Consider the following 21,189-nt stretch of genomic DNA (forward strand, 5'->3'; position numbering starts at 1 on the left):
GACAACGGCCCTTGTTCGCACGAATTCCGGTGCGGGGGACGGGAGGTGGGGTACGGAGCTGCGGGTACGGGGCACCTGCGGCACGGGTACGGGGCGGCCTGCGGTACGGGTACGGGCCCCGCGCCGGTCCGCCCCCCGCCGGTCCGCCCCGCGCCGGTCCGCCCCGCGCCGGTCCGCCCCGCGCCGGTCCGCCCCGCGCCGGTCCGCCCCGCCCGGTCCCGTCGCTCACCCCCGCCGCGCCGCCACCGTCCCCAGCAGCGTCACGCCCACGACGCCCGCCACCGCGAGCAGCCCGAGGAGCACCGTGCCGCCCCACCCCGCCGCGTGGTACGCGCTCGCGCCGAGCGTGCCGCCGAGGCTGGAGCCGAGGTAGTACGCGGACTGGTAGAGCGCGGACGCCTGGGCGCGGCCCGTACGCGCCGTGTCGCTCACGGACGAGGAGGCGACCGCGTGCCCGGCGAAGAAACCGGCCGTCACGAGCACGAGCCCCGGCAGCACGCACCACAGCGGGCCGCCGAGCGAGACGAGGAGCCCGGCCGCCGTCGTGCCCGCCGCGAGGTAGAGCGCGCCGCGCCGCCCGGTGCGCCGCACGAGCCGTCCGGCGGCGGCGGAGGAGCCCGTACCGACGAGGTAGACGAGGAAGACCGAGCCCACGAGGCCCTGCGGGAGCGCGAGCGGCGGGGCGGCGAGGCGGTAGCCGATGACCGTGTAGACCGCGCCGAAGACGGTCATGAAGAGCCCGCCGATCGCGTACAGCCGCAGCAGCAGCGGGTTCGCGAGGTGGCCGCGTACGGTCCGCAGGAGCGCGCGCGGTGCGAGCGGCGCGGGCGCGAAGTGGCGGGGCGCGGGCAGCAGGGCGCGGAAGGCGAGGGCGCAGCCGAGCGCGAGGACCGCGACGGCGCCGACCGCCGCGCGCCAGCCCCACAGTTGCGCGACCCAGCCGGTCAGGACCCGGCCGCTCATGCCGCCGACGCTGTTGCCCGCGACGAAGAGCCCGATCGCGGCGACGAGCGCCTTGGGCCGTACTTCCTCGGCGAGGTAGGCCATCGCGGAGGCGGGCAGCGCGGCGAGCGCGGCGCCCTGCACGGCGCGCAGGGCGATGAGGGCGCCGAGGCCGGGAGCGAAGGGGGCGAGGAGCGCGAGCGGTACGGCGACGCAGAGCGCGGCGGTCATCATCGTGCGCCGCCCGAAGCGCTCCGAGAGGGCGCTGAGCGGTACGACGGCGAGTGCGAGGGCGCCGGTCGCGGCCGAGACGGTCCAGCTCGTGTCGCTCGCGCTCGCGTGGAAGCCGGCGGAGAGGAGCGGGAGCAGGGCCTGCGTGGCGTAGAGGAGCGCGAAGGTCGCGACGCCCGCGAGGAAGAGCGCGAGCGACATCCGCCGGAAGCCGGGGCCGCCGGGGTGCAGACGGCGGTCGGGGGAGTCGGCGGGGGTGAGGGGGCGGAGGGCGTCCGGGCGCGGGGCCGCGGGCGCCTCGGTACTGACGGCGGGCATGAGCCGAACGTACGGAGCTTCGCACTCATGCGTCCAATGCATGGAAACGCGGAAAACGATCCATGGCAGCATGACTGCAGGCAGGGGCCGGTACGGGGCAGTGCCGGCCACGGACGTATCCCCGGCGCACCCCTGCCGAGACCCTGCCCGACCCCATCCCTGGCGTACCCCTGCCGAGACCCTGCCCGACCCGTGCCGCATCCCTCTGCGAGGACACCTGTGACCAGCCCGCCCCCGCTTCCCCCGCTGCCACCCCCGCTTCCCCCGCCCCCCGATCCGCCCTCCCGTCCCGTCGCCGCGCTCGACCCCGAGTCCTGGGCCACCGTGCTCGCCCCGCGCCTCGCGCACTTCCTGGGCGTGGCGCGCAGTGAGCACGTGACGCGGGCCGCGCACGAGATGCGCATGCCGCAGTCGACGCTGTCGCGTTCGCTCGCGCGCCTCGAAGAGGACCTGGGCGTCGCGCTGTTCGCGCGGCGCGGCAGGACGCTGGCGCTCACGCCCGCCGGGCGGACGTTCCTGACGGGCGTGGAACGGGCGCTGGGCGAGGTGGAGCGGGCGGCGGACGAGGTACGGGCCGACGCGGACCCGGCGGCCGGCAAGGTCGCCTTCGGCTTCCTGCACACGCTCGGCCCCGAGACCGTCCCCGGACTCCTGCGCGCCTTCCGCGCCGACCACCCGGGCGTGCGCTTCTCCCTCGTGCAGAACTACGGCGAGGCGATGCTCGAACGCCTGCGCGCGGGAGAGCTGGACCTGTGCCTGACCTCGCCCGTCCCGCGGGAGGCCGGTCTCGTCGCCCGCCGTATCGACGAACAGCGCCTGCACCTCGTCGTCCCCGACGACCACCCCCTCGCCACGCGCCGCCGGGTCCGGCTCGCGGAGGCGGCCGGGGAGACGTTCGTGACACTCGAACCGGGCTACGGGCTCCGCCGGATCACGGACGACCTCTGCGCGGAGGCGGGCTTCCGGCCCCGTATCGCCTTCGAGGGGGAGGAGGCCGAGACGCTGCGCGGACTCGTCGCCGCGGGCCTCGGCGTGGCCCTGCTGCCGCCGCCCGCCGTGCCGCGCCCGGGGGTCGTCGAGCTGGGCATCGCCGCGCCCCGCGCCGTCCGCGAGATCGGCCTCGCCTGGCGCGAGGGCGCGCCGGACACGGCGCCCGTCGCGGCCTTCAAGCAGTTCCTCCTGGGCAGGCGGGGAAAGCTGCTGCCGAGGGGGGAGGGGTAAAGAGGGCGGGCCGTTGGGACAATGTGAGTGTCACAACGGACGTCCTCAATGGCGAGGGGGGCCGTCGGCGCCCCCGGGACGGGGCGCCTCCACACGCGCGATGCCGATCCACGGAAGGTTGCCCGTATGACTCTCGTCGAGCCGCTGTACGCCGAAATCCTCCGCCGCAACCGCGGCGAACACGAATTCCACCAGGCGGTACGAGAGGTCCTGGAGACGCTCGACCCGGTACTGGAACGGCGGCCCGAGCTGGTCGACGCGCGGATCATCGAGCGGCTCTGCGAGCCGGAGCGGCAGATCGTCTTCCGGGTGCCGTGGATGGACGACTCCGGCGACATCCACGTCAACCGGGGTTTCCGCGTCGAGTTCAGCAGCGTGCTCGGCCCGTACAAGGGCGGACTGCGCTTCCACCCCTCGGTGAACCTCGGCATCGTGAAGTTCCTCGGCTTCGAGCAGATCTTCAAGAACGCGCTCACCGGGATGCCGATCGGCGGCGGCAAGGGCGGCTCGGACTTCGACCCGAAGGGCCGCTCGGACGCCGAGATCATGCGGTTCTGCCAGTCGTTCATGACCGAACTGCACCGCCACATCGGCGAGTACACCGACGTCCCCGCGGGCGACATCGGCGTGGGCGGCCGGGAGATCGGCTACCTCTTCGGCCAGTACCGGCGCATCACCAACCGCCACGAGTCCGGCGTGCTCACCGGCAAGGGCGTCACCTGGGGCGGCTCCCAGGCCCGCACCGAGGCGACCGGGTACGGCTGCGTGCTCTTCACGGCCGAGATGCTGCGCACCAAGGGCGAGTCGCTCGACGGGCAGACGGTCGCGGTCTCCGGCTCGGGCAACGTGGCGATCTACGCGATCGAGAAGGCCCAGCAGCTCGGCGCGACCGTCCTGACCTGCTCCGACTCGGACGGCTACGTCGTGGACGAGAAGGGCGTCGACCTCGCCCTGCTCAAGGAGATCAAGGAGGTGCGGCGCGGCCGGATCTCCGAATACGCGGAGCGCCGCGGCGCGCGTTTCGTCCCCGGGACGGGTGTGTGGAACGTGCCCTGCGACGTGGCGCTGCCCTGCGCGACGCAGAACGAGCTGACCGAGGAGGACGCGCGCACGCTCGTGCGGGGCGGCGTGAAGGCGGTCGCCGAGGGCGCCAACATGCCGACGACACCCGAGGCCGTCCGCGTCTTCCAGGAGGCGGGCGTCGCCTTCGCCCCCGGCAAGGCGGCCAACGCGGGCGGCGTCGCCACGAGCGCCCTGGAGATGCAGCAGAACGCCTCCCGCGACTCGTGGACCTTCGCCTACACGGAGGAGCGCCTGGCCCAGATCATGCGCCACATCCACGACTCCTGCCACACGACCGCGGAACGCTACGGCGCCCCGGGCAACTACGTGGTCGGCGCGAACATCGCGGGCTTCGAACTGGTGGCGGACGCGATGCTGGCCCAGGGCCTGATCTGACCCAACTCCCCGCGCCGGTCGACCTGCTGGGGGCCCGGCGCGGGGAGCCCACGAGGGGCTGGCCCGCCCGCGCCTACGCGGGCTCGCGGGGCGGGTGCCGCGGATGCCGCTTGAGGAGTACGCGGCAGTCCACGGCCCGCGAATAGTCCCCGACAGCTTCGGCAGCGACCTCCTGCCGCCTCAACTCGGCACAGCGGGGGCACTCTTCACGGGGCGGGATGCTCATGCCCGCACCTCCGCCCAGACGCGCTTGCCCCACGGCTTCGGCTCCGAGCCCCAGCGTTCGGCGAAGGCGGCGACCAGGAGCAGCCCGCGTCCAGTGAGTGCGTCCGGGGCAGGAGTGCGGCGGACGGGGCGGGCGCGCGAGGAGTCGGAGACGGCGATCTCGACTCCGCCGCCGTCGAGCCGCGTCACGGCGACGCGTACGACCTCGCCGCACGCGTGGGTGACCGCGTTCGCGACGAGTTCCGAGACGACGAGCGTGGCGGGCCCGGTGAGCGGGCGGCGACCCCAGGCGGCGAGCGCATGCCGGACGAGGCGTCTGGCGACCTCGGCCGACTCCTCGGTGCGGGGCAGGATCTCGTGATACGCGGGCGGGCCCACGCCGGAGGCGCCTACGGGGTGGTGGTTCAGCAGGGTTTCGCGCTGGGGCATGGGTGTCCGGTCCCGTGAGAGCTGACGAAGTCGGGGTTACTCACGAGAGGTAACCGTCTGATGACCCTGCGGCGGTACGGTGGTGGGGCCGCGTGACCGTGAACACCGTGAACGCCCTACTTCCGCGGGGAGTTGAGCATGGCTCGTAAGCAGCGCATCCCGAGTACGCGACTGGCCGCCCTGATCGCCGAGGCCCAGTGGACGCGGACACAGGTGGCGCGTCAAGTGAACCGGCTCGGTCCGCAGGCGGGCCTGGATCTCACGTACGACCGCACGGCCGTCGCGCACTGGGTCGCGGGAACGCCACCGAGGACCGAGGTTCGCCCGCTGATCGTGGAGGCGCTGTCGGCACGGCTCGGCAGGCCGGTGACGCACGAGGAGGCCGGGCTCGAACCCCGTTCCGGCCCAGTTGACTTGCCGTCCGACCCGATCGAGGCGCTGATCGACCTGAGCCGCGCCGACATGGACCCGTCCCGCCGCGCGGTCCTCGCGACCACCCTCTTCTCCGCCGCGCTCGCCGTCCCCGCCTTCCAGCAGAGCGCGCACGCCTCCACGGCGGGTGCCGCCGCGACGGCCCGCATCGGCCCCGCCCAGGTCTCGGCCGTACAGAGCATGACGAGTCGCATCGCCGACATTCTCGACGAGTTCGGCGCGGGCCACGCACGCCCCATGGCGGCGGCGTTCCTCGTCAACACGGTCGGCCCCTGGCTGCGGGCCGCCGGCCCCGAGTCCGTCCGGCGCGACATGCTCGCCGCCGCGTCCGACCTCACGTACCTCACCGGCTGGATGGCGATGTACGAGAACGCCCACGGCCTGGGCCAGACGTACTACGTGAGGGCCCTCGGCCTCGCGGAAGCCGCCGACGACCGGCTGACGTACAGCCGCACGCTACGGGGCATGTCGCTCCAGGCGTCCAGCCTGCGCCACGGCCAACTCGCCCTCGAACTGGCCGACTCGGCCGCCGAAGCGGCTCCCTCCGCAGGACCCCGCCTTCTCGCCTTCCTGCGCGGCCAGCAGGCGCACGCCGCCGCCCTCACCGGCGACCGCCACCGCGCCCACACCCACCTCCACGCGGCGGAAACCGCCCTCGCGCGCGCCGACAACCGCCGCGATGCGATCGGCGGCTACGACCGCACGGCCTACCTCTTCCACGTCGCCCACGTCCTGGCCGAGGAGTCCGACTGGACGGGCAGCATCACGGCGCTCGAACAGTCGATCGCGGTCCAGCCCCCGCAGGAACGCCAGTCAAGGGCCCACGCCTACGCCCTGCTCGCCCAACGTCAGTACCGGCTCGGCCACTTGGACGCCGCCTGCACCTCCTGGTCCCACTTCCTCGACACGTACGCACACGTCTCCACGGCCCGGGGCGACGAACACTTCGCGACCCTCCGCCGCCAGTTGAAGCCGCACGCGCGGGTGCGGGCGGTCAGGGAGCTGGGAGTGCGGGTACGGGAGGTGGCGGCGGCGAAGTGGTGGGGGCGCGGAGGCGGCGTCTTTCGTGGGCGGCGCTTATCCGCCGTGGTGGAAACGGTTGGACATGCTGCGCAAGCGCTCGCGGGTGGCCGCGCGTTCGGCGTGGACGATGGTGCGGAGGGTCGCGCGGGCGAGGGGGTGGTTGCGGATGAGCTGGGGGGCGAGGCGCTCGGCCGTCTCCAGTTCGCGCAGCGCGTTGTCGCGGTGGCCGTCCCACATCCACGCGCGGGCGAGGTCCATGTGGTGGTGGCCCCTGCGGGAGTGGGGGAGGGCTTCGAGGAGGGCAGGAGGGGTGCGGCGGTTTATGGCCAACGCCCTTGTGTGATCGCCCATTTCCATCGCGACGCTGATCGCGTGCAGGTGCACGTTGCCCGCCGAGAAGGTGAGTGAGTGGCGGTCGTGGACGGGGCGCGCCACACCCGCATCCAGTCCGTCACGGCGGGAAGCACGGGGTCCCCCGAGCGGGCCGCCGCCCAGGCCGCGCGCTCGCACGTCATGGCGATCAGTTCGGGGTGCCCGAGCGCGTGCGCGGCCGTGTGCGCGAACTTGCAGGCGACCGCGTACACGCCGTACGCCTCCTCGCGCTCCCGGCCGTCACTGACCTCGGCCAATGCCCTGGCCTCCCGCAGGAGATCGGGCAGTACGCGGAGGATCGACGTGTTCGCCGCCGCGTCCCGCAAGCGGTGCAGCCGGGCCGTCTCCTCCCACAGGCGGGCGGCGTCGCGCGGCGTGCCGTCGAAGACGGGGGCGAGGTCGTAGCGGCGCAGTTCGCGCAGGATGGACGCGGCGGCGGCCTGCCACTGGTTCTCGGCGGGCGAGGTGTTGTACGGGCGGCCGATCAAGTCGTTGGGGTGTACGTGGAGTTCTGCCGCGATGTGATGGAGCAGGCTCACCCGGTCCAGCTCGATGTGTCCCCGCTCGACCCGCGAGACCCAGCCCTGCGTCTTCCCGAGCGCCGCCGCGAGATCGGCCTGCGGCATCCCGAGCCGCAGTCGCGCCCGCCGCACGCGCCGGCCGATCTCCTCCGCTTCGTCGAGCATCACGCCACGTCCCTTTCGCCACTCAGAGCCGAAGAGTCGCGGCGACACGAATCATGACGGGCCGCCGCACTCACGACGGTACCGGCCCGTCAGGAGCACGCGGAACGCCTCCCCGTCGAGTGGGCTCGGCGGCGGCGTCCGCGCCCGAGGGCAGGCCGACCTCGCGCGGCCACGGCTCCGGGCCCGCCCGCTTCAGCGTTCCGCCGCGAAGAACTCCGCCGCCGTGTCGATGAAGCGGTCGTGCGCCGTACGTGACCGTTCCTGGGCCGCGTCCAGTTCGGCGGGTGTGGTCGCGTCCACCATGTCGTACGTCGCCGTGATCATCGCGTCGGCCGTTGCCCTCACCCCCGGGTCCGGGACGAGGAGGCGTACGAGGGTGTACGGGCGCTTCGTGGCGGCCCTCGTGACGTGCGAAGCCGTGCGCAGCTCGAACAGTTCGGCGTCGGCCGCCGTGCCAAAGAGCTTGGCCTCCAGGCGCGTGTGCAGCGCCTGACGATGTGCCGAGTCGGCCGACGCGAGGTCCGCCACCGCGTCGAGCGCGTCCTGTCTCGACCGCGCGCGGGCCGCCGAGCGCTCCGTACGGCCCGCCGCCAAGTGCTGGAAGACCCCCGTCACCGTCGCGCCGAGGAGCGTGCCGAGGACCGCGAGCGCCGTCGTCAGCACAGGTGTCACCCCCGCAGCGTCTCCCCGAACCCCGCCGCCAGCGGCATCCGCAGGCCCAGCGGCGGTGGAGCCGCGAGCGCGTCCTCGACCGTGCGGGCGTAGGGCAGGCCGCACAGGGAGCCGAGGGTGAAGTCGCAGGACAGGGCGAGGATTTCGGAGCGGTAGCGGCGCAGGGAGTGGCCGTCCGTATGGGCCTCGAAGCGGCACACGTCGCGGTTCGCCTTCTTCGCGCGCTCGGCGAGGCGGAAGGAGAGTTCGGGGTCGGTGCGGCGGTCGTCGGTGCCGTGGACGAGGAGGACGCGGCGGCCCGCGAGGTGCCTGACCGGCTCGGGCTCCGCCACCGGGTCGTCGTCCTCGGGGAGGCGGGGCGCGAGCGCGAGCACCGTCGTGACCGCCTCGTGCCCGGCCGCGCGCAGCGCCGCGCGCGCCCCCGTCCCCGCGCCCGCGAGCGCGAGCGGTACGTCTCCGTGCCGCCGCACGCTCTCGTCCGCCGCCCACCGCGCCGCCCGCTCCACGGAGTCCACCGGGTCCCCGCCGCCCGGCACCCGCACGGTGTACGTGGCGAGCCCCGCGCTCGCGCCGCGCCGCGCGAGCGCCCGCGCGAGGCGCCGCACCGTCGCCCCCGTACCGAAACCGTCACCGGCCCGTCCCGTCCGCGAGGGCAGCACCAGGACGACGGCGTTCACCGCCTCCGGGCCCGCTCCCGTCATCCGCCCCAGGCGGGGTTCGTCCTCGGGCGTCGTTCGCTGTGCCATGGATGAACCTTGACAGAAACGAGACCGGAGGCTGCCCGTCCGCACGGTCACTGTTGGATATCGGCGCACGTTTCCGGCCCTTCGTCTACGCGCGTAGGCGAGGGGCGGTTAGAGTGCCGCCATGACACGCCCCAGCCCTACCGGCACCCCGGGCGCGGCCACCGACCGTGCCGTCAAGGCCGCCCGCGCGCTGCCCACAGCCGACCAGATCCTGCGCGCCCCCAAGGTGCTGCTCCACGACCACCTGGACGGCGGACTGCGGCCCGCGACCGTGGCCGAACTCGCGCGCCAGGCCGGGTACTCGGGGCTCCCCGAGACCGATCCCGAAAAGCTCGGCATTTGGTTCCGCGAGGCCGCCGACTCCGGCTCCCTGGAGCGGTACCTGGAGACCTTCGCGCACACGACCGCCGTCATGCAGTCGCGCGAGGCCCTCTTCCGGGTCGCGTCCGAGTGCGCCCAGGACCTCGCCGCCGACGGCGTCGTGTACGCCGAGGTCCGGTACGCGCCCGAGCAGCACCTCGAAGGCGGGCTCGGCCTCGAAGAGGTCGTCGAGGCCGTCAACGACGGTTTTCGCGAGGGCGAACGCCTCGCCGCCGCCGAGGGCCACCGCATCAAGGTCGGCGCGCTGCTCACCGCGATGCGGCACGCCGCCCGCTCCCTGGAGATCGCGACGCTCGCCAACACCTACCGCGACCGGGGCGTCGTCGGCTTCGACATCGCCGGCGCCGAGGCGGGCTTCCCTCCCACCCGTCACCTCGAAGCCTTCGAGTACCTCAAGCGCGAGAACAACCACTTCACGATCCACGCCGGTGAGGCCTTCGGCCTGCCCTCGATCTGGGAGGCCCTCCAGTGGTGCGGCGCCGACCGGCTCGGCCACGGCGTCCGCATCATCGACGACATCACCGTGGCCGACGACGGCACGGTCTCGCTGGGCCGGCTCGCCTCGTACGTACGCGACAAGCGCATCCCGATGGAGCTGTGCCCCACCTCCAACCTCCAGACCGGCGCCGCCAGTTCCTACGCCGAACACCCCATCGGCCTGCTGAGCCGCCTCAAGTTCCGCTGCACCGTCAACACCGACAACCGCCTCATGTCGGGGACGACGATGAGCCGCGAGTTCGGGCACCTCGTCGACGTCTTCGGCTACACCCTCGACGACCTCCAGTGGTTCACGGTCAACGGCATGAAGTCCGCCTTCCTCCCCTTCGATCAGCGCCTCGCCATGATCAACGAGGTCATCAAGCCGCGCTACGCCGAACTGCGCGCGGAATGGCTCTTCCAGGGGGCCTGAGGGGCCGCGCGGAGCCCGGGGGAGAAGGGGGGCGGCTGAGTGGGTGAGTACTCACTCACCCGCGAGGTCCTCGGCGGGTCGCCGCAGGGGCCCGCCTCCGACACAGGGTGCCACCGGGAGTACGAGCGCTTGCGCGCACTGGGCTCGCTCGCTCACGTTCCGTAGCCGCCCCCGGCTGTCCCGCCGCCGCTCTCGCCCGCCCGGAGTCGCCGCCCCACCGGAGGCGCACCCCGAACGGCCGGGGACGTGCTTCCCTCGCCGCGCCGCGCGCCTCACCATGCCGGGTGCGCTCCGCCGCTCGCCTTCTTCTCGCTCGGGAGCAGGACCCACAGGGCCAGGTAGACGATGAACTGGGGGCCGGGGAGGAGGCAGGACGCGACGAAGACGACGCGCATCGTGGTGGGGGACATGCCGAAGCGGTGGGCGAGGCCGGCGCAGACGCCGGCGATCATGCGGCCCCGCGTGGGGCGGACCAGGGGTGTGTTGCTCATGGTGGGCTCCTCCGTGAAAGGTACGGAGCCGTCGACCGGCCCCGGCGGGGACGCGTCCGCGTCCCCCGACACCTTCCACGCTACGGGGACGAAGCGGGACGAGCATCCCCCTAAGGTGCCGTACCGACCCTGGGAATTCTCGGGGTCGAACCCTGAGAAAGCCCTCCGGGACACCCCTGGGAGTACTCAGGGATCTCCTCCTCGGGGCGGAGGGGAGGGGGTACCGCGGAGGGAGTGCCGCGCCGGTTCCTGGTCCTGCGACGGACGGCCGGTACGACCAGGAGATGAGCCGTCGCCGTTCCCGCGATCGCGAGCAGTACCGAGTCGATGTCCACGGTCTGCCCCGGCACTCCTGTCTGCGCGATCTCCAGGAGCATCGCGAGTACCCCGGCCGCCAGCGTCGTCCGGCACAGCGAGGCGAAGGCCGAGACCGCGACGCGGCCCCCGACGAGCGGCAGCAGCACCCCGAGCGGGGCGAGCAGCCCGAGACCGGCGGCCAGCGGCCGCACCGCGCCCGGGAAACCGAGCGCCAGGTCGGCGCGGACCGTCGCGAACGGCGTCGTGTTCGGCGCGCTCACCCACGGCACGTCGAGCGGCCGCAGCGCGTACCAGCCGACGAACACCAGATGCGCGACGAGGAGTACGACTCCCGCCGCGCGGTAATGAGCGGTCCGCGCCCCGCCGTCCGGCCCTGGCTGCTCCACGCCTCCAAGGACGCGCCCCCGGCCTCGCCCGGTTCCGGCCCACGTCCCGGCGGCCGTGTGGGCGTCCTCACGCGAGCACCCGCCCCATCGCGGGAACCGCCCCCGATACGCGGCCCGCCACGAGCCTCTCAGGACGCAGCCGGCACGCAGCCAGCACGCAGTCAGGACGCCGTCCGCACGCCGTCGGGACGCCGTCCGCACGCCGTCGGGACGCCGGCAGGCCGCGCCAACAGGCGCCCCGCGCGAGCCCCCGCTACGGCACCGGCACCGTCGGCACCGGTGTCCGCGCCGGATTCCCGCGCAGCTCGCGGTCGCACTCGTACGCCCGTACCGGACTCTCCCCGGGGCCCCCGAGCAGCACCGTGCCCCGCGCCGTGGCCGCCGCGCTCTCGCCGAGGGTGCACACGAGCTGGGCGAGCCCCGGGCCCGTGAGGGCGGCGGGGTCGACGGTGAGGCGCAGGGTGCGCGCGGGGTCGCCCGGACGCGGCCCGGAGAGGGCCGTGCCGCTCGGCACGGCGGAGGTGAAGTGGGCGAGCCGCTCGGCCCCGGAGGGCTGCGGGAGGAGCTGGTCGAGCAGCTGCCGCGCCACCGGGAGCGGGCCGGGGCCGGACGGCTCGGAGAGGTATCTGTTCACGACCACGAGCTGTGCCCCGCACACGAGATAGACCTTCGCGGGCGTCGTGCCCGGCGGCTGCGAGACGCTGTCCTCGTCGAGCACGCAGGGCAGCCGCGAGGGGGCCGGTCCGGCGTCCGTCGGTACCTCGGTCGGCCTGATGCCGCACCCGGCGAGCAGCAGCCCGAGCCCGGCGAGCACGCCGCAGGAGCGCACGACGGCGGTACGGGACCGGCGCGGCGCCCCGGGGGGAGCGCTCCCCGCGGGGTCAGCGCCCCGCCGCACGGCCACCGCCGCCCTTGCCGCCCGCCCCACCGTGGTCCACCCCGTGCCCCGCACCCGCCGCGCCGCTCCTCGACTCCGCACTCGTCCCCGCGCCCGTACCTGTATCCGTGCCCGCATCCGCGTCCCCGTCGTCGACGCCGTCCACGAGGTTCGCGGGGCCGCCGTCGTCCGCGCCGTCCTCCGGGTCCGCCTCGCCGCCGTCCCTCGGCAGCCGCAGCGTGAACACCGCGCCTCCGTAAGGAGAGTTGGCCGCCGTGATGTCGCCGCCGTGGATGTGCGCGTTGGCCTGCGCGATCGAGAGGCCGAGGCCGCTGCCCTCCGAACGGGGGCGCGAGGCACTGGCCTTGTAGAAGCGGTCGAAGACGTGCGGCAGGACGTCCTCCGGGATGCCGGGGCCGTGGTCCCGTACCCGGATCACCAACGAGGGTCCCTCGACCCGCACCGAGACCCGCACCGGGGAACCGCCGTGCTTGAGCGCGTTGCCGATGAGGTTGGCGAGGATCACGTCGAGGCGGCGCGGGTCGACGCGCGCCATGATGCCGCGTTTGGCGTCGAGTTCGACCGCGTCGAGCCAGGCGCGCGCGTCGACGCAGGCGGTGATCTGGTCGGCGATGTCGACGTCGTCGAGGACGAGCCGCGCGGTGCCCGCGTCGAAGCGGGTCACCTCCATCAGGTTCTCCACCAGCGTGTTGAGCCGCCGCGTCTCGCTCACCACGAGCCGTACCGCGGGCTCGATCATCGGGTCGAGCGTGTCGATCTCTTCCTCAAGGACCTCGGTCACCGCGGTGATCGCCGTGAGCGGGGTGCGCAGTTCGTGGGACATGTCGGCGACGAAGCGGCGGCTCGCCTCCTCGCGCGCGCTCATGTCCGCGACACGCTGTTCCAGGGCCGCCGCCGCGTCGTTGAACGTACGGGACAGCTCGGCGAGTTCGTCGGTTCCCGAGACCCGTAGCCGTGTGCTGAGCTTGCCCTCGCCGAGCCGCTTCGCCGCGATCCCGAGGCGGTGCACGGGCTTGAGCACGGTCGTGGCCGCCGCCTGCGCGAGGAGCGCCGCGACGAGCAGCGCGAGCGTCGTCGCGATCCCCAACGACCAGGCGAGGGACTCCAGATCGTCCGCCTCGGAGCTGAGCGACTTGCGCAGGTAGCCGGTCGGGCCGCCGTCGCTCACCTCGGCGCCCGCGATGAGGTACGGGGTGCCCTGCGCATCGACCCGCTGCCAGTACAGGTGCGAGGAGGCCTTGTTGGTCGCCGTGAGCTTCTGCTTGCGCGCGACGGCTTCCTTCAGCGTGTCCGGTACGTCACCGAGCGAGAACGAGCCCGGCGCCGAACTCCCGGTGACCGTATGGCCCTTGGCGTCGAGATCGACGAGTACGACGTCGTAGTGCTGCCCCGAGCGGGACATCGCGCGGGCCGTGCGCGCCAGGTCCTCGCGCGTCGGGCCGGGCGGCACCGTCCGGTCGGGGCTCGCCAGTTGCTCCTTGAAGTCGTCCAGCGTGTTGTCCTGGGTACGGGTGAGGACCGCCTCGCGGTTGAGCCAGTACGCGATGCCCGAGGCCGAGACGGCGGCGGTCAGCGCGACGAGGCCGAAGACGAGGACGAGCCGCAGGCGCAGGCTCGTGAACCGCACGCCCGAGCCGGGAAACCGCCGCGACCGGCCGTTCCCGGGCGCGCTCCCGACCTCCTCCCGCCGCCCCGCGCTGTCGTCCCGTCGCCCCGCGTCTTCCTCCCGTCGTCCCGCCCCGTCGTCCCGCCGTGCGCCGTCGCCTCGCCTCACTGCGGCGCGTCCAGCCGGTAACCGACCCCGCGCACCGTGCGGATGAGCTTCGGCGAGGACGGGACGTCCTCGACTTTGGCGCGCAGCCGCTGCACGCACGCGTCCACGAGGCGTGAGTCACCGAGGTAGTCGTGCTCCCAGACCAGGCGCAGGAGTTGCTGCCGTGACAGCGCCTGCCCCGGGCGGCGGCTCAGTTCGAGCAGGAGCCGCAACTCGGTAGGGGTGAGCTGGAGTTCGGTGCCGTCCTTGGAGACCGTCATCGCCGAACGGTCGATGACGAGGTTCCCGAAGACCGCCGAGTCGCTCGACTCGCGCTCCCCGCGTCGCAGCACCGCGCGAATCCGCGCGTCCAGGACCCGCCCCTGCACCGGCTTGACCACGTAGTCGTCGGCCCCGGACTCCAGGCCCACCACCACGTCGATGTCGTCGCTGCGCGCGGTGAGCAGGATGATCGGCAGCTGATCGGTGCGGCGGATGCGACGGCACACCTCGAAGCCGTCGATTCCAGGCAGCATGACGTCCAGAACGATCAGGTCCGGTCGCTCTTCGCGCAGTTTCGTCAGCCCGTCCTCGCCCGTGGCGGCGGTGGCCACGCGGTGCCCCTGGCGGGTCAGGGACAGCTCAAGGGCCGTACGGATGGCGTCGTCGTCCTCGATCAGCAACAGGGAAGGCACCCGGTCATTCTGTCCCACGACCGCCCGGACTTCGACCTCCGGGTCCCGGGACGCGGGGCCTGTGCCCAGGGGGGCGCGCGTGCCTGCCCCTCCGTACGGCCCGAGCGGCACGCGCGTACGCGGGAGCCTTGTGGACGCGCGTGCGAGAAGGCGCTGTGACAGGTCTGTGACAGTCGGCGGACACGGTCATGAACTGGGGTTGGCAGTCTTCTTGGCACACGGGGCGCACCGGCCGGCCGCAAGGGCGGCGGAACGCCTCGCGGCAGAACCACTCACACCTCAGGACGGAGGCGCGCGATGAGCACTCGGCACAGCACCACGGGCGGTGCGGTGATCACCCGGCTGCACGACTACGCCGCGCGGACTGAGACCTCCGGTGCCGCGACCGTGTCCTTGTTCGAGCGGAGCCATGAGCCCGGGGGCGCACGAGGACGAGGCCGCGGGACCGGTCGTGCACCGCATCCCCTGCTGGGGACGCCGGTGGACGTGGCTCCGGTTCCCCGCGGGGGAAACGAGGCGGACCGGAGCGTCGCGTACGGGGAGAGCACGGGGGACTCGGGGGAGCGCACCCGGGCGAACGAGGCGGAGTTCACCGCCTACGTCCAGGAGCGCCGGGCCTCCCTGTACGCGACGGCCTACCACCTGACCGGGGACCGCTTCGAGGCCGAGGACCTGCTCCAGAGCGCCCTCTTCTCGACGTACCGGGCCTGGGACCGCATCACCGACAAGGCCGCCGTCGGCGGCTACCTGCGCCGCACCATGACGAACCTGCACATCAGCGCCTGGCGGCGGCGCAAGCTCAACGAGTACCCGACCGAGGAACTGCCGGAGACGGCCACCGACACGGACGCGATGCGCGGCACCGAACTGCGCACCGTCCTGTGGCAGGCGCTCGCCCGGCTGCCCGAACTCCAGCGCACGATGCTGGTCCTCCGCTACTACGAGGGCCGCACCGACCCGGAGATCGCGAAGATCCTCGACATCAGTGTCGGCACGGTCAAGTCGAGCATCTGGCGCAGCCTGCGCCGGCTGCGCGACGACGAGGCGCTCAGCCGCGACCGTGACCGCGAGGAGTCCTTCGGCGAACTGGTCGCCTGAGGACTGCGGGGGGAACGGGGGAGGGAAGAGGGGGAGGAACGGGGGGAACCGGGGGAGGGTCCGCCGCACGGGGGAGCCCGGGGCACGTACGGGGGAGTACGGGTCCGGGACGGGCGGCGGACACGGGGGAGGCACGGGGCGCCACGGGGGTGGCGTCGCGACCACGGGGGTGGTTGCCGTACCGGGACCGGAGGGCTGGGGGGCCTTCCGGTCCCGCCGCCGTTTCCGGGGTCGTTTCCGGGCCCTTTCCGGCGTCGGCGGCTCTCCCGCTGCAGCCGTTCCCTCACGTGCCCCTCGGCCGGAAGCCGCGGATGCCCCGGTACAGGCTCAGCCCGCGGTCCGCGCCGCCCCCGGTTCCCGTACCACCGGGCCCACCGGCCCCCGCGCGCAGGCCGCCGCGGCCAGCCGTCCCAGCGCCTCCTCCTTGCCGCAGGGATGCGCGCCGAGCGCCGCCTGCCGCTGGACGATCGCCCGCTCGGAACGCATCAGCCGGAAGCCCCTGCGCAGCAGGAACGGCACGGACTTGCGGCCTTCGCGCAGATCCCGCAGGAGCCGCCGCCGGAACGTCGTGCTCGGGCGTCCGCGCAGGCACAAGGCGTCGGCGAGCACGCCGAGTTCACGGCAGCGGTTCACGATGTCGGCGGCGAAGATGCCCTCGGCGATGAAGAGGGGCGTGGTGCGGTCGAGCGTGAGCGTCTCCGTGCCCGTACGGGTGCTCTCGGCGATCGAGTAGACGGGGACCTCGGTCGACCGGGTGCGGCACAGCTCGCCGATCGCGGTGAGCGCCCGCTCGCGGTCCCAGGACAGCGGCGAGTCCCAGTCGATGTCGCGCTGCGGGCCCTGGCCCGCGACGAGCGGCAGGGTCGGGTCGTCGGCGTCCTTGTAGAAATCGTCCAGGGACAGGACGGGCAGACCGGAGGCGGCGGCGAGGGACGACTTGCCCGAGCCCGAGGGCCCGGCGAGCAGGACGACCCGGACCGGTACGGCGGGATGGGGACTCACGAGGAACCAGTGTGCGGCATGCACCCGTCGGCCCGACCCGCCGGGGCGCGCTTTGGTACCCGACCGACACCTCGCCTACGCTGCGTGCGCACACGCTCACGTAACGAACCGGCAGGTGGCAGTCATGGCAGCAGCACGACACGCAAAGACCTCGTCCTCCTCGCGCGCCCTCCTGCGAGCCGGACTCGGTATCGCCGTCGCCGGCGCGGCACTCGGCGGCGCGGCCGCGAGCGCGAGCGCGGCGGCCCCGGACCTGGGCACGGTCGCTCCCGACCTGGGCTCGCTCGCCCCCGGCCTGGGCAAGCAGCTCGACACGCAGGCCGCGCTGGGCGGCGCGAGCCAGGGCCTGAAGGCGGCGACCACGTACGGCCTCGGCGGCGTCACGAACCTCCAGCTCGACCCCCTCGCGGGCACCGGCACCGACCCGCTCGCCAACGGCGTCGGCACGCAGGTGGCCGACTTCAAGCCGGTCGGCACGACGGACCTCACGGGTCCGGTCACGAGCGGCGCGAGCCTGGCGGAGCTGCCGGTGGCGGGGGAGGTCGTGCACACGCTGGGGATCGGGGGCTGAGGGGGGGATGGGTGGGGCTGGGCGGGGGCGGTGAGGCTGGTCGGGGGCGGTGGGGCGGGTCGTGCGGGACGGGGTTTGGTTGCTGGGGGGAGCCGCTGGGGGTGACCCTCACAAGACAGCCCCCGCCCTCCCAGGGGGGCACCCCACAACAAGTCTTTCGCGTTTTCGTGCCTCCACCGCCGCTTTCCGCCCCCTCCGCCCGAATCTGTGGACAACTTCGCGAAACTCGTCACGGTCGCCACTCGGAAGAGTGAGACGTTTTCTGTTTCGATGGCGCAAAGCGGGGTTATCCACAGGCTGACGTGGTGCGGAGAGTCAGGTTCTGCGGGAGGGTGAGTGCTCACTCACCTCGCGGAGGCCCGGCTTGCTCCCGCCCGCGCCCCGGCACCCCCGCGTTGACGTATGGCTGTGCGGGCCGTCCCCAGGTCGGGGCCGGCCCGCACAGGGGCGGACGCGCGGTCCGCGGGGCTCAGTACGAGGAGCCCGCGACCCCCAGGGAGCCGGTCGGGTGCCACACCGTCTTCGTCTCCAGTACGGAGGTCATGCGGCGCAGGCCGGGTGTCGCGGCCCAGTCCTCGGCGGGCGCCGAGGGGCGCAGGACCCGCTTCAGGTTGTCCGCCGCCGCGATCTCCAGGTCCACGGCCTCCTGGCCTTCCGCGCCCGTGAGGTCGATCGCGTTGACGTCCTGGTGCGAGGCGAGCGTCGGGCCGAGGTCGGCGATCCGGCCGCTGAGGATGTTCGCCGTGCCGCCGGGGACGTCCGACGTGGCGAGGACCTCACCGAGCGAGAGGGCGGGCAGCGGGCGCTCCTCGCTCGCCACGACGACCGCCGTGCATCCCGTCGCGAGCACGGGCGCGAGCACCGAGACGAGACCGAGCAGCGAGGACTCGCGCGGCGCGAGCACCGCGACGACCCCGCTCGGCTCGGGCGTCGACAGGTTGAAGAACGGCCCCGCGACCGGGTTCGCGCCGCCCACGACCTGCGCGAGCTTGTCGGTCCAGCCCGCGTACCAGACCCAGCGGTCCACGGCCGCGTCGACCTGGGCGCGCGCGGCGTCCCGGTCCAGGCCCTCCGCCTCGGCGACCTCGCGCGCGAACTGCTCGGCGCGCCCCTCCAGCATCTCCGCGACGCGGTACAGGACCTGGCCCCGGTTGTACGCCGTCGCGCCCGACCAGCCCGCGAACGCCTTGCGCGCCGCCGCGACCGCGTCACGCGCGTCCTTGCGGGTCGAGCGCGGGGCGTTGGCCAGCCACTCGCCGTGCGCGTCGCTCACCTCGTACACCCTGCCGCCCTCACTGCGGGGGAACTTCCCGCCGACGTACAGCTTGTAGGTCTTGAAGACGCCGAGCCGGGGCGCCGGGGCGCTCGCCTTCGGGGCGGTCCTGTGGCCGCCCTTCGCCTGCTTCTCCGTCTTCGTGGACTTCTCAGACATCGAGGTACGCCTCCAGGCCGTGCCTGCCGCCCTCGCGGCCGTAACCCGACTCCTTGTAGCCGCCGAAGGGCGAGGTCGGGTCGAACTTGTTGAAGGTGTTGGCCCACACGACGCCCGCGCGCAGCTTCTCGGCCACGGCGAGGATGCGGGAGCCCTTCTCGCTCCAGATGCCCGCCGAGAGCCCGTACGGCGTGTTGTTCGCCTTGGCGACGGCCTCCGCCGGGGTGCGGAAGGTGAGGACGGAGAGGACGGGGCCGAAGATCTCCTCGCGGGCGACGGTGTGCGCCTGCGTGACGTTCGTGAAGACGGTCGGCGCGAACCAGTAGCCCGAGCCCGGGAGTTCGCACGGGGCGCTCCAGCGCTCGGCGCCCTCCGCCTCGCCCTGGCCGGTCAACCGCGTGATGCGGTCGAGCTGTTCGGCCGAGTTGATCGCGCCGAGGTCGGTGTTCTTGTCGAGCGGGTCGCCCACGCGCAAGGTGGTGAGGCGCCGCTTGAGCGCGTCCACGACCTCGTCGTGCACCGACTCCTGCACCAGCAACCGCGAGCCCGCGCAGCACACTTGGCCCTGGTTGAAGAAGATCCCCGTCACGATGCCCTCGACGGCCTGCTCGACGGGCGCGTCGTCGAAGACGATGTTGGCGCCCTTGCCGCCGAGTTCGAGCGTCACGCGCTTGCGCGAGCCCGCGACCGTGCGGGCGATCTGCTTGCCGACCGCCGTCGAGCCCGTGAACGCGACCTTGTTCACGTCCGGGTGCGCGACGAGGGCCGCGCCCGCGTCCCCGTACCCGGGAAGGATGTTGACGACGCCCTTGGGCAGACCGGCCTGCCGGCAGATATCGGCGAAGAACAGGGCACTCAGCGGGGTCGTCTCGGCGGGCTTGAGGACCACCGTGTTCCCCGCCGCGAGCGCGGGCGCGATCTTCCACGCGAGCATGAGCAGCGGGAAGTTCCACGGGATGACCTGGCCCGCGACCCCGAGCGGCTTCGGCGCCGGGCCGAAGCCCGCGTGCTCCAGCTTGTCGGCCCAGCCCGCGTAGTAGAAGAAGTGGGCGGCGACGAGCGGAATGTCCGTGTCGCGCGTCTCCTTGATGGGCTTGCCGTTGTCGAGCGTTTCCAGGACGGCGAGTTCGCGCGCCCGTTCCTGCACGATCCGCGCGATGCGGAAGAGGTACTTGGCGCGCTCGGCTCCCGGCAGCGCGGCCCAGCCGGGGAAGGCGCGGCGCGCGGCGGCGACCGCGCGCTCCACGTCCTCCTCGCCCGCTTGCGCGACCTCCGAGAGGACCTCCTCGCTCGCGGGGGAGACGGTCTTGAAGACCTTGCCGGAGGCGGCGTCGGTGAACTCGCCGTCGATGAACAGCCCGTAGGAGGAGGCGAGTTCGACGGCGGCGCGCGACTCGGGCGCGGGCGCGTAGTCGGTGAAGGCCGGAGCGGGCCCGGCGGAAGGGGTCTCGTGTGCCATGAGTTCAGTCCACCGTCACGTAATCGGGGCCGGAGTAGCGGCCCGTGGCCAGCTTCTGGCGCTGCATGAGCAGGTCGCCGAGCAGCCCCGAGGCGCCGAAGCGGAACCAGGCGTTGCTCAGCCAGTCCTCGCCCGCCGTCTCGGCGACGAGGACGAGGAACTTGATCGCGTCCTTCGTGGTCCGGATGCCACCGGCCGGCTTCACCCCGACCTGTTCCCCGTGCGCGGCGCGGAAGTCCCGTACCGCCTGGAGCATGAGCAGCGTGTTCGCCGGGGTCGCGTTGACACCGACCTTGCCCGTCGAGGTCTTGATGAAGTCCGCGCCGCCGAGCATCCCGAGCCACGAGGCGCGCAGGATGTTGTCGTACGTGGACAACTCCCCGGTCTCGAAGATGACCTTGAGCCGGGCGCGGGCCCCGATCGCCTCGCGCACGGCGATGATCTCCTCGTACACCTTCGCGTAGCGGCCCGCGAGGAAGGCGCCGCGGTCGATGACCATGTCGATCTCGTCGGCACCCGCCGCGAGCGCGGACTCGACGTCGGCGAGCTTCACGGCGAGCGGGGCGCGCCCGGCCGGGAACGCGGTCGCGACCGAGGCGATACGGACTTCGCTCCCGGCGAGCGTCTCCTTCGCCGTCGCGACCATGTCGGGGTAGACGCAGACGGCGGCGACGCGGGGCGCGGAGCGGTCGGTGGGGTCCGGGTGCAGCGCCTTCGCGGCGAGCGCGCGGACCTTGCCGGGGGTGTCGGCGCCTTCGAGCGTCGTCAGGTCGATCATCGAGATCGCCAGATCGATCGCGCGGACCTTCGCGGCCGTCTTCACGGACCGCGTCCCGAGCGCGGCGGCACGCGCCTCCAGACCGACCGGGTCGACCCCGGGCAGTCCGTGCAGGAAGCGCCGCAACGAGGCGTCGGAGGCGCTCACTTCGGCGAACGCGGCCCCTGCGGCGACCCGTGGCGCGGGGGAGGGGGCGGGGGGAGTCGTGGGCATGCTCACCAGGGGAGCATATCTACGCGCGTAGCGGTCTGTACAGGGGGGT

At 73.4% G+C, this 21,189-nt stretch carries 18 protein-coding genes and 2 pseudogenes; 6 read left to right on the top strand and 14 right to left on the bottom strand.

Annotated features, from left to right (window positions below; genetic code table 11):
- Positions 1-225: 225 nt before the first annotated feature.
- Complete coding sequence (locus ACIP4O_RS05270) at positions 226-1,491, bottom strand: MFS transporter (protein ID WP_401571694.1); 1,266 nt, start codon at positions 1,489-1,491, stop codon at positions 226-228.
- Between the two features lie 324 nt (positions 1,492-1,815).
- On the opposite strand from ACIP4O_RS05270, the gene ACIP4O_RS05275 reads away from it, so the two are divergent.
- Together ACIP4O_RS05275 and gdhA are read left to right on the top strand one after the other, a co-directional pair.
- Positions 1,816-2,712 (top strand): LysR family transcriptional regulator, encoded by an 897-nt coding sequence (locus ACIP4O_RS05275; protein ID WP_361331368.1) that lies wholly within the window; start codon positions 1,816-1,818, stop codon positions 2,710-2,712.
- A gap of 126 nt (positions 2,713-2,838) precedes the next feature.
- Positions 2,839-4,170, top strand: a complete 1,332-nt coding sequence (gene gdhA / locus ACIP4O_RS05280; protein ID WP_361331370.1) for an NADP-specific glutamate dehydrogenase — start codon at positions 2,839-2,841, stop codon at positions 4,168-4,170.
- 222 nt (positions 4,171-4,392) lie between these two features.
- On the opposite strand, the gene ACIP4O_RS05285 is transcribed toward gdhA, so the two are convergent.
- On the bottom strand, positions 4,393-4,824 hold the full coding sequence (locus ACIP4O_RS05285) for an ATP-binding protein (RefSeq protein ID WP_401571697.1): 432 nt from the start codon (positions 4,822-4,824) through the stop codon (positions 4,393-4,395).
- A 138-nt stretch (positions 4,825-4,962) separates the two neighbouring features.
- Here ACIP4O_RS05285 and ACIP4O_RS05290 point away from each other — a divergent pair.
- Positions 4,963-6,294 (top strand): annotated as a pseudogene (locus ACIP4O_RS05290) (hypothetical protein); the annotation flags it as partial.
- 39 nt (positions 6,295-6,333) lie between these two features.
- Here ACIP4O_RS05290 and ACIP4O_RS05295 read toward each other — a convergent pair.
- The 3 genes and pseudogenes from ACIP4O_RS05295 to ACIP4O_RS05305 all read right to left on the bottom strand — a co-directional run bounded on the left by ACIP4O_RS05295 (position 6,334) and on the right by ACIP4O_RS05305 (position 8,755).
- Positions 6,334-7,337 (bottom strand): annotated as a pseudogene (locus tag ACIP4O_RS05295) (helix-turn-helix domain-containing protein).
- Between the two features lie 192 nt (positions 7,338-7,529).
- Positions 7,530-8,009 carry a hypothetical protein gene (locus ACIP4O_RS05300; RefSeq protein ID WP_401571700.1) on the bottom strand — a complete coding sequence of 160 codons (480 nt, stop codon included), beginning with the start codon at positions 8,007-8,009 and terminating at the stop codon, positions 7,530-7,532.
- A complete protein-coding gene (locus ACIP4O_RS05305; RefSeq protein ID WP_401571703.1) occupies positions 8,006-8,755 on the bottom strand; it encodes an alpha/beta hydrolase in 750 nt (249 codons plus the stop codon). Before ACIP4O_RS05305 ends, ACIP4O_RS05300 begins: the two co-directional genes overlap by 4 nt.
- 121 nt (positions 8,756-8,876) lie before the next feature.
- On the opposite strand from ACIP4O_RS05305, the gene ACIP4O_RS05310 reads away from it, so the two are divergent.
- Positions 8,877-10,046, top strand: a complete 1,170-nt coding sequence (locus ACIP4O_RS05310) for an adenosine deaminase (protein WP_401571706.1) — start codon at positions 8,877-8,879, stop codon at positions 10,044-10,046.
- A 272-nt stretch (positions 10,047-10,318) separates the two neighbouring features.
- Here ACIP4O_RS05310 and ACIP4O_RS05315 read toward each other — a convergent pair whose 3' ends face one another.
- The 5 genes from ACIP4O_RS05315 to ACIP4O_RS05335 all read right to left on the bottom strand — a co-directional run bounded on the left by ACIP4O_RS05315 (position 10,319) and on the right by ACIP4O_RS05335 (position 14,587).
- Positions 10,319-10,537: a PspC domain-containing protein gene (locus ACIP4O_RS05315; RefSeq protein ID WP_401571709.1), complete on the bottom strand. Its 219-nt coding sequence runs from the start codon at positions 10,535-10,537 to the stop codon at positions 10,319-10,321.
- A gap of 110 nt (positions 10,538-10,647) precedes the next feature.
- Positions 10,648-11,241, bottom strand: a complete 594-nt coding sequence (locus tag ACIP4O_RS05320; protein WP_401571712.1) for a VanZ family protein — start codon at positions 11,239-11,241, stop codon at positions 10,648-10,650.
- Positions 11,242-11,494: 253 nt separating this feature from the next.
- Positions 11,495-12,055 carry a hypothetical protein gene (locus ACIP4O_RS05325; protein ID WP_401571714.1) on the bottom strand — a complete coding sequence of 187 codons (561 nt, stop codon included), beginning with the start codon at positions 12,053-12,055 and terminating at the stop codon, positions 11,495-11,497.
- Positions 12,056-12,122: 67 nt separating this feature from the next.
- A complete protein-coding gene (locus ACIP4O_RS05330) occupies positions 12,123-13,913 on the bottom strand; it encodes a sensor histidine kinase (RefSeq protein ID WP_401571716.1) in 1,791 nt (596 codons plus the stop codon).
- Positions 13,910-14,587: a response regulator transcription factor gene (locus ACIP4O_RS05335; RefSeq protein ID WP_030998865.1), complete on the bottom strand. Its 678-nt coding sequence runs from the start codon at positions 14,585-14,587 to the stop codon at positions 13,910-13,912. The genes ACIP4O_RS05330 and ACIP4O_RS05335 overlap by 4 nt, the downstream gene beginning before the upstream one ends.
- Before the next feature lie 297 nt (positions 14,588-14,884).
- On the opposite strand from ACIP4O_RS05335, the gene ACIP4O_RS05340 reads away from it, so the two are divergent.
- Complete coding sequence (locus ACIP4O_RS05340) at positions 14,885-15,685, top strand: SigE family RNA polymerase sigma factor (RefSeq protein WP_361331388.1); 801 nt, start codon at positions 14,885-14,887, stop codon at positions 15,683-15,685.
- Positions 15,686-16,012: 327 nt separating this feature from the next.
- Here ACIP4O_RS05340 and ACIP4O_RS05345 read toward each other — a convergent pair whose 3' ends face one another.
- Positions 16,013-16,711 (bottom strand): uridine kinase, encoded by a 699-nt coding sequence (locus tag ACIP4O_RS05345; RefSeq protein WP_401571720.1) that lies wholly within the window; start codon positions 16,709-16,711, stop codon positions 16,013-16,015.
- A 100-nt stretch (positions 16,712-16,811) separates the two neighbouring features.
- Between ACIP4O_RS05345 and ACIP4O_RS05350 the strand changes: the two genes are divergently transcribed.
- Positions 16,812-17,258: a hypothetical protein gene (locus tag ACIP4O_RS05350; protein WP_401571722.1), complete on the top strand. Its 447-nt coding sequence runs from the start codon at positions 16,812-16,814 to the stop codon at positions 17,256-17,258.
- A gap of 469 nt (positions 17,259-17,727) precedes the next feature.
- On the opposite strand, the gene ACIP4O_RS05355 is transcribed toward ACIP4O_RS05350, so the two are convergent.
- The 3 genes from ACIP4O_RS05355 to deoC are packed head-to-tail and all read right to left on the bottom strand — an operon-like array spanning position 17,728 to position 21,140.
- A complete protein-coding gene (locus tag ACIP4O_RS05355; RefSeq protein WP_401571725.1) occupies positions 17,728-18,690 on the bottom strand; it encodes an aldehyde dehydrogenase family protein in 963 nt (320 codons plus the stop codon).
- A complete protein-coding gene (locus ACIP4O_RS05360; protein ID WP_401571727.1) occupies positions 18,683-20,149 on the bottom strand; it encodes an aldehyde dehydrogenase family protein in 1,467 nt (488 codons plus the stop codon). Before ACIP4O_RS05360 ends, ACIP4O_RS05355 begins: the two co-directional genes overlap by 8 nt.
- Before the next feature lie 4 nt (positions 20,150-20,153).
- Positions 20,154-21,140, bottom strand: coding sequence for a deoxyribose-phosphate aldolase (deoC, locus tag ACIP4O_RS05365; protein WP_401571728.1), 987 nt, complete (start codon positions 21,138-21,140; stop codon positions 20,154-20,156).
- Positions 21,141-21,189 lie beyond the last annotated feature (49 nt).

It is taken from the genome of Streptomyces sp. NPDC088923 (assembly GCF_044749745.1).
In the GTDB taxonomy this organism is placed as follows: Bacteria; Actinomycetota; Actinomycetes; order Streptomycetales; family Streptomycetaceae; genus Streptomyces.

Excerpts from the sequence above, each read along its gene's own strand:
- ACIP4O_RS05270 (WP_401571694.1), bottom strand. The coding sequence starts at position 1,491 with ATGCCCGCCGTCAGTACCGAGGCGCCCGCGGCCCCGCGCCCGGACGCC.
- gdhA (WP_361331370.1), top strand. The coding sequence starts at position 2,839 with ATGACTCTCGTCGAGCCGCTGTACGCCGAAATCCTCCGCCGCAACCGC.
- ACIP4O_RS05285 (WP_401571697.1), bottom strand. The coding sequence starts at position 4,824 with ATGCCCCAGCGCGAAACCCTGCTGAACCACCACCCCGTAGGCGCCTCC.
- ACIP4O_RS05305 (WP_401571703.1), bottom strand. The coding sequence starts at position 8,755 with ATGGCACAGCGAACGACGCCCGAGGACGAACCCCGCCTGGGGCGGATG.
- ACIP4O_RS05310 (WP_401571706.1), top strand. The coding sequence starts at position 8,877 with ATGACACGCCCCAGCCCTACCGGCACCCCGGGCGCGGCCACCGACCGT.
- ACIP4O_RS05315 (WP_401571709.1), bottom strand. The coding sequence starts at position 10,537 with ATGAGCAACACACCCCTGGTCCGCCCCACGCGGGGCCGCATGATCGCC.
- ACIP4O_RS05340 (WP_361331388.1), top strand. The coding sequence starts at position 14,885 with ATGAGCACTCGGCACAGCACCACGGGCGGTGCGGTGATCACCCGGCTG.
- ACIP4O_RS05350 (WP_401571722.1), top strand. The coding sequence starts at position 16,812 with ATGGCAGCAGCACGACACGCAAAGACCTCGTCCTCCTCGCGCGCCCTC.
- ACIP4O_RS05355 (WP_401571725.1), bottom strand. The coding sequence starts at position 18,690 with ATGTCTGAGAAGTCCACGAAGACGGAGAAGCAGGCGAAGGGCGGCCAC.
- ACIP4O_RS05360 (WP_401571727.1), bottom strand. The coding sequence starts at position 20,149 with ATGGCACACGAGACCCCTTCCGCCGGGCCCGCTCCGGCCTTCACCGAC.
- deoC (WP_401571728.1), bottom strand. The coding sequence starts at position 21,140 with ATGCCCACGACTCCCCCCGCCCCCTCCCCCGCGCCACGGGTCGCCGCA.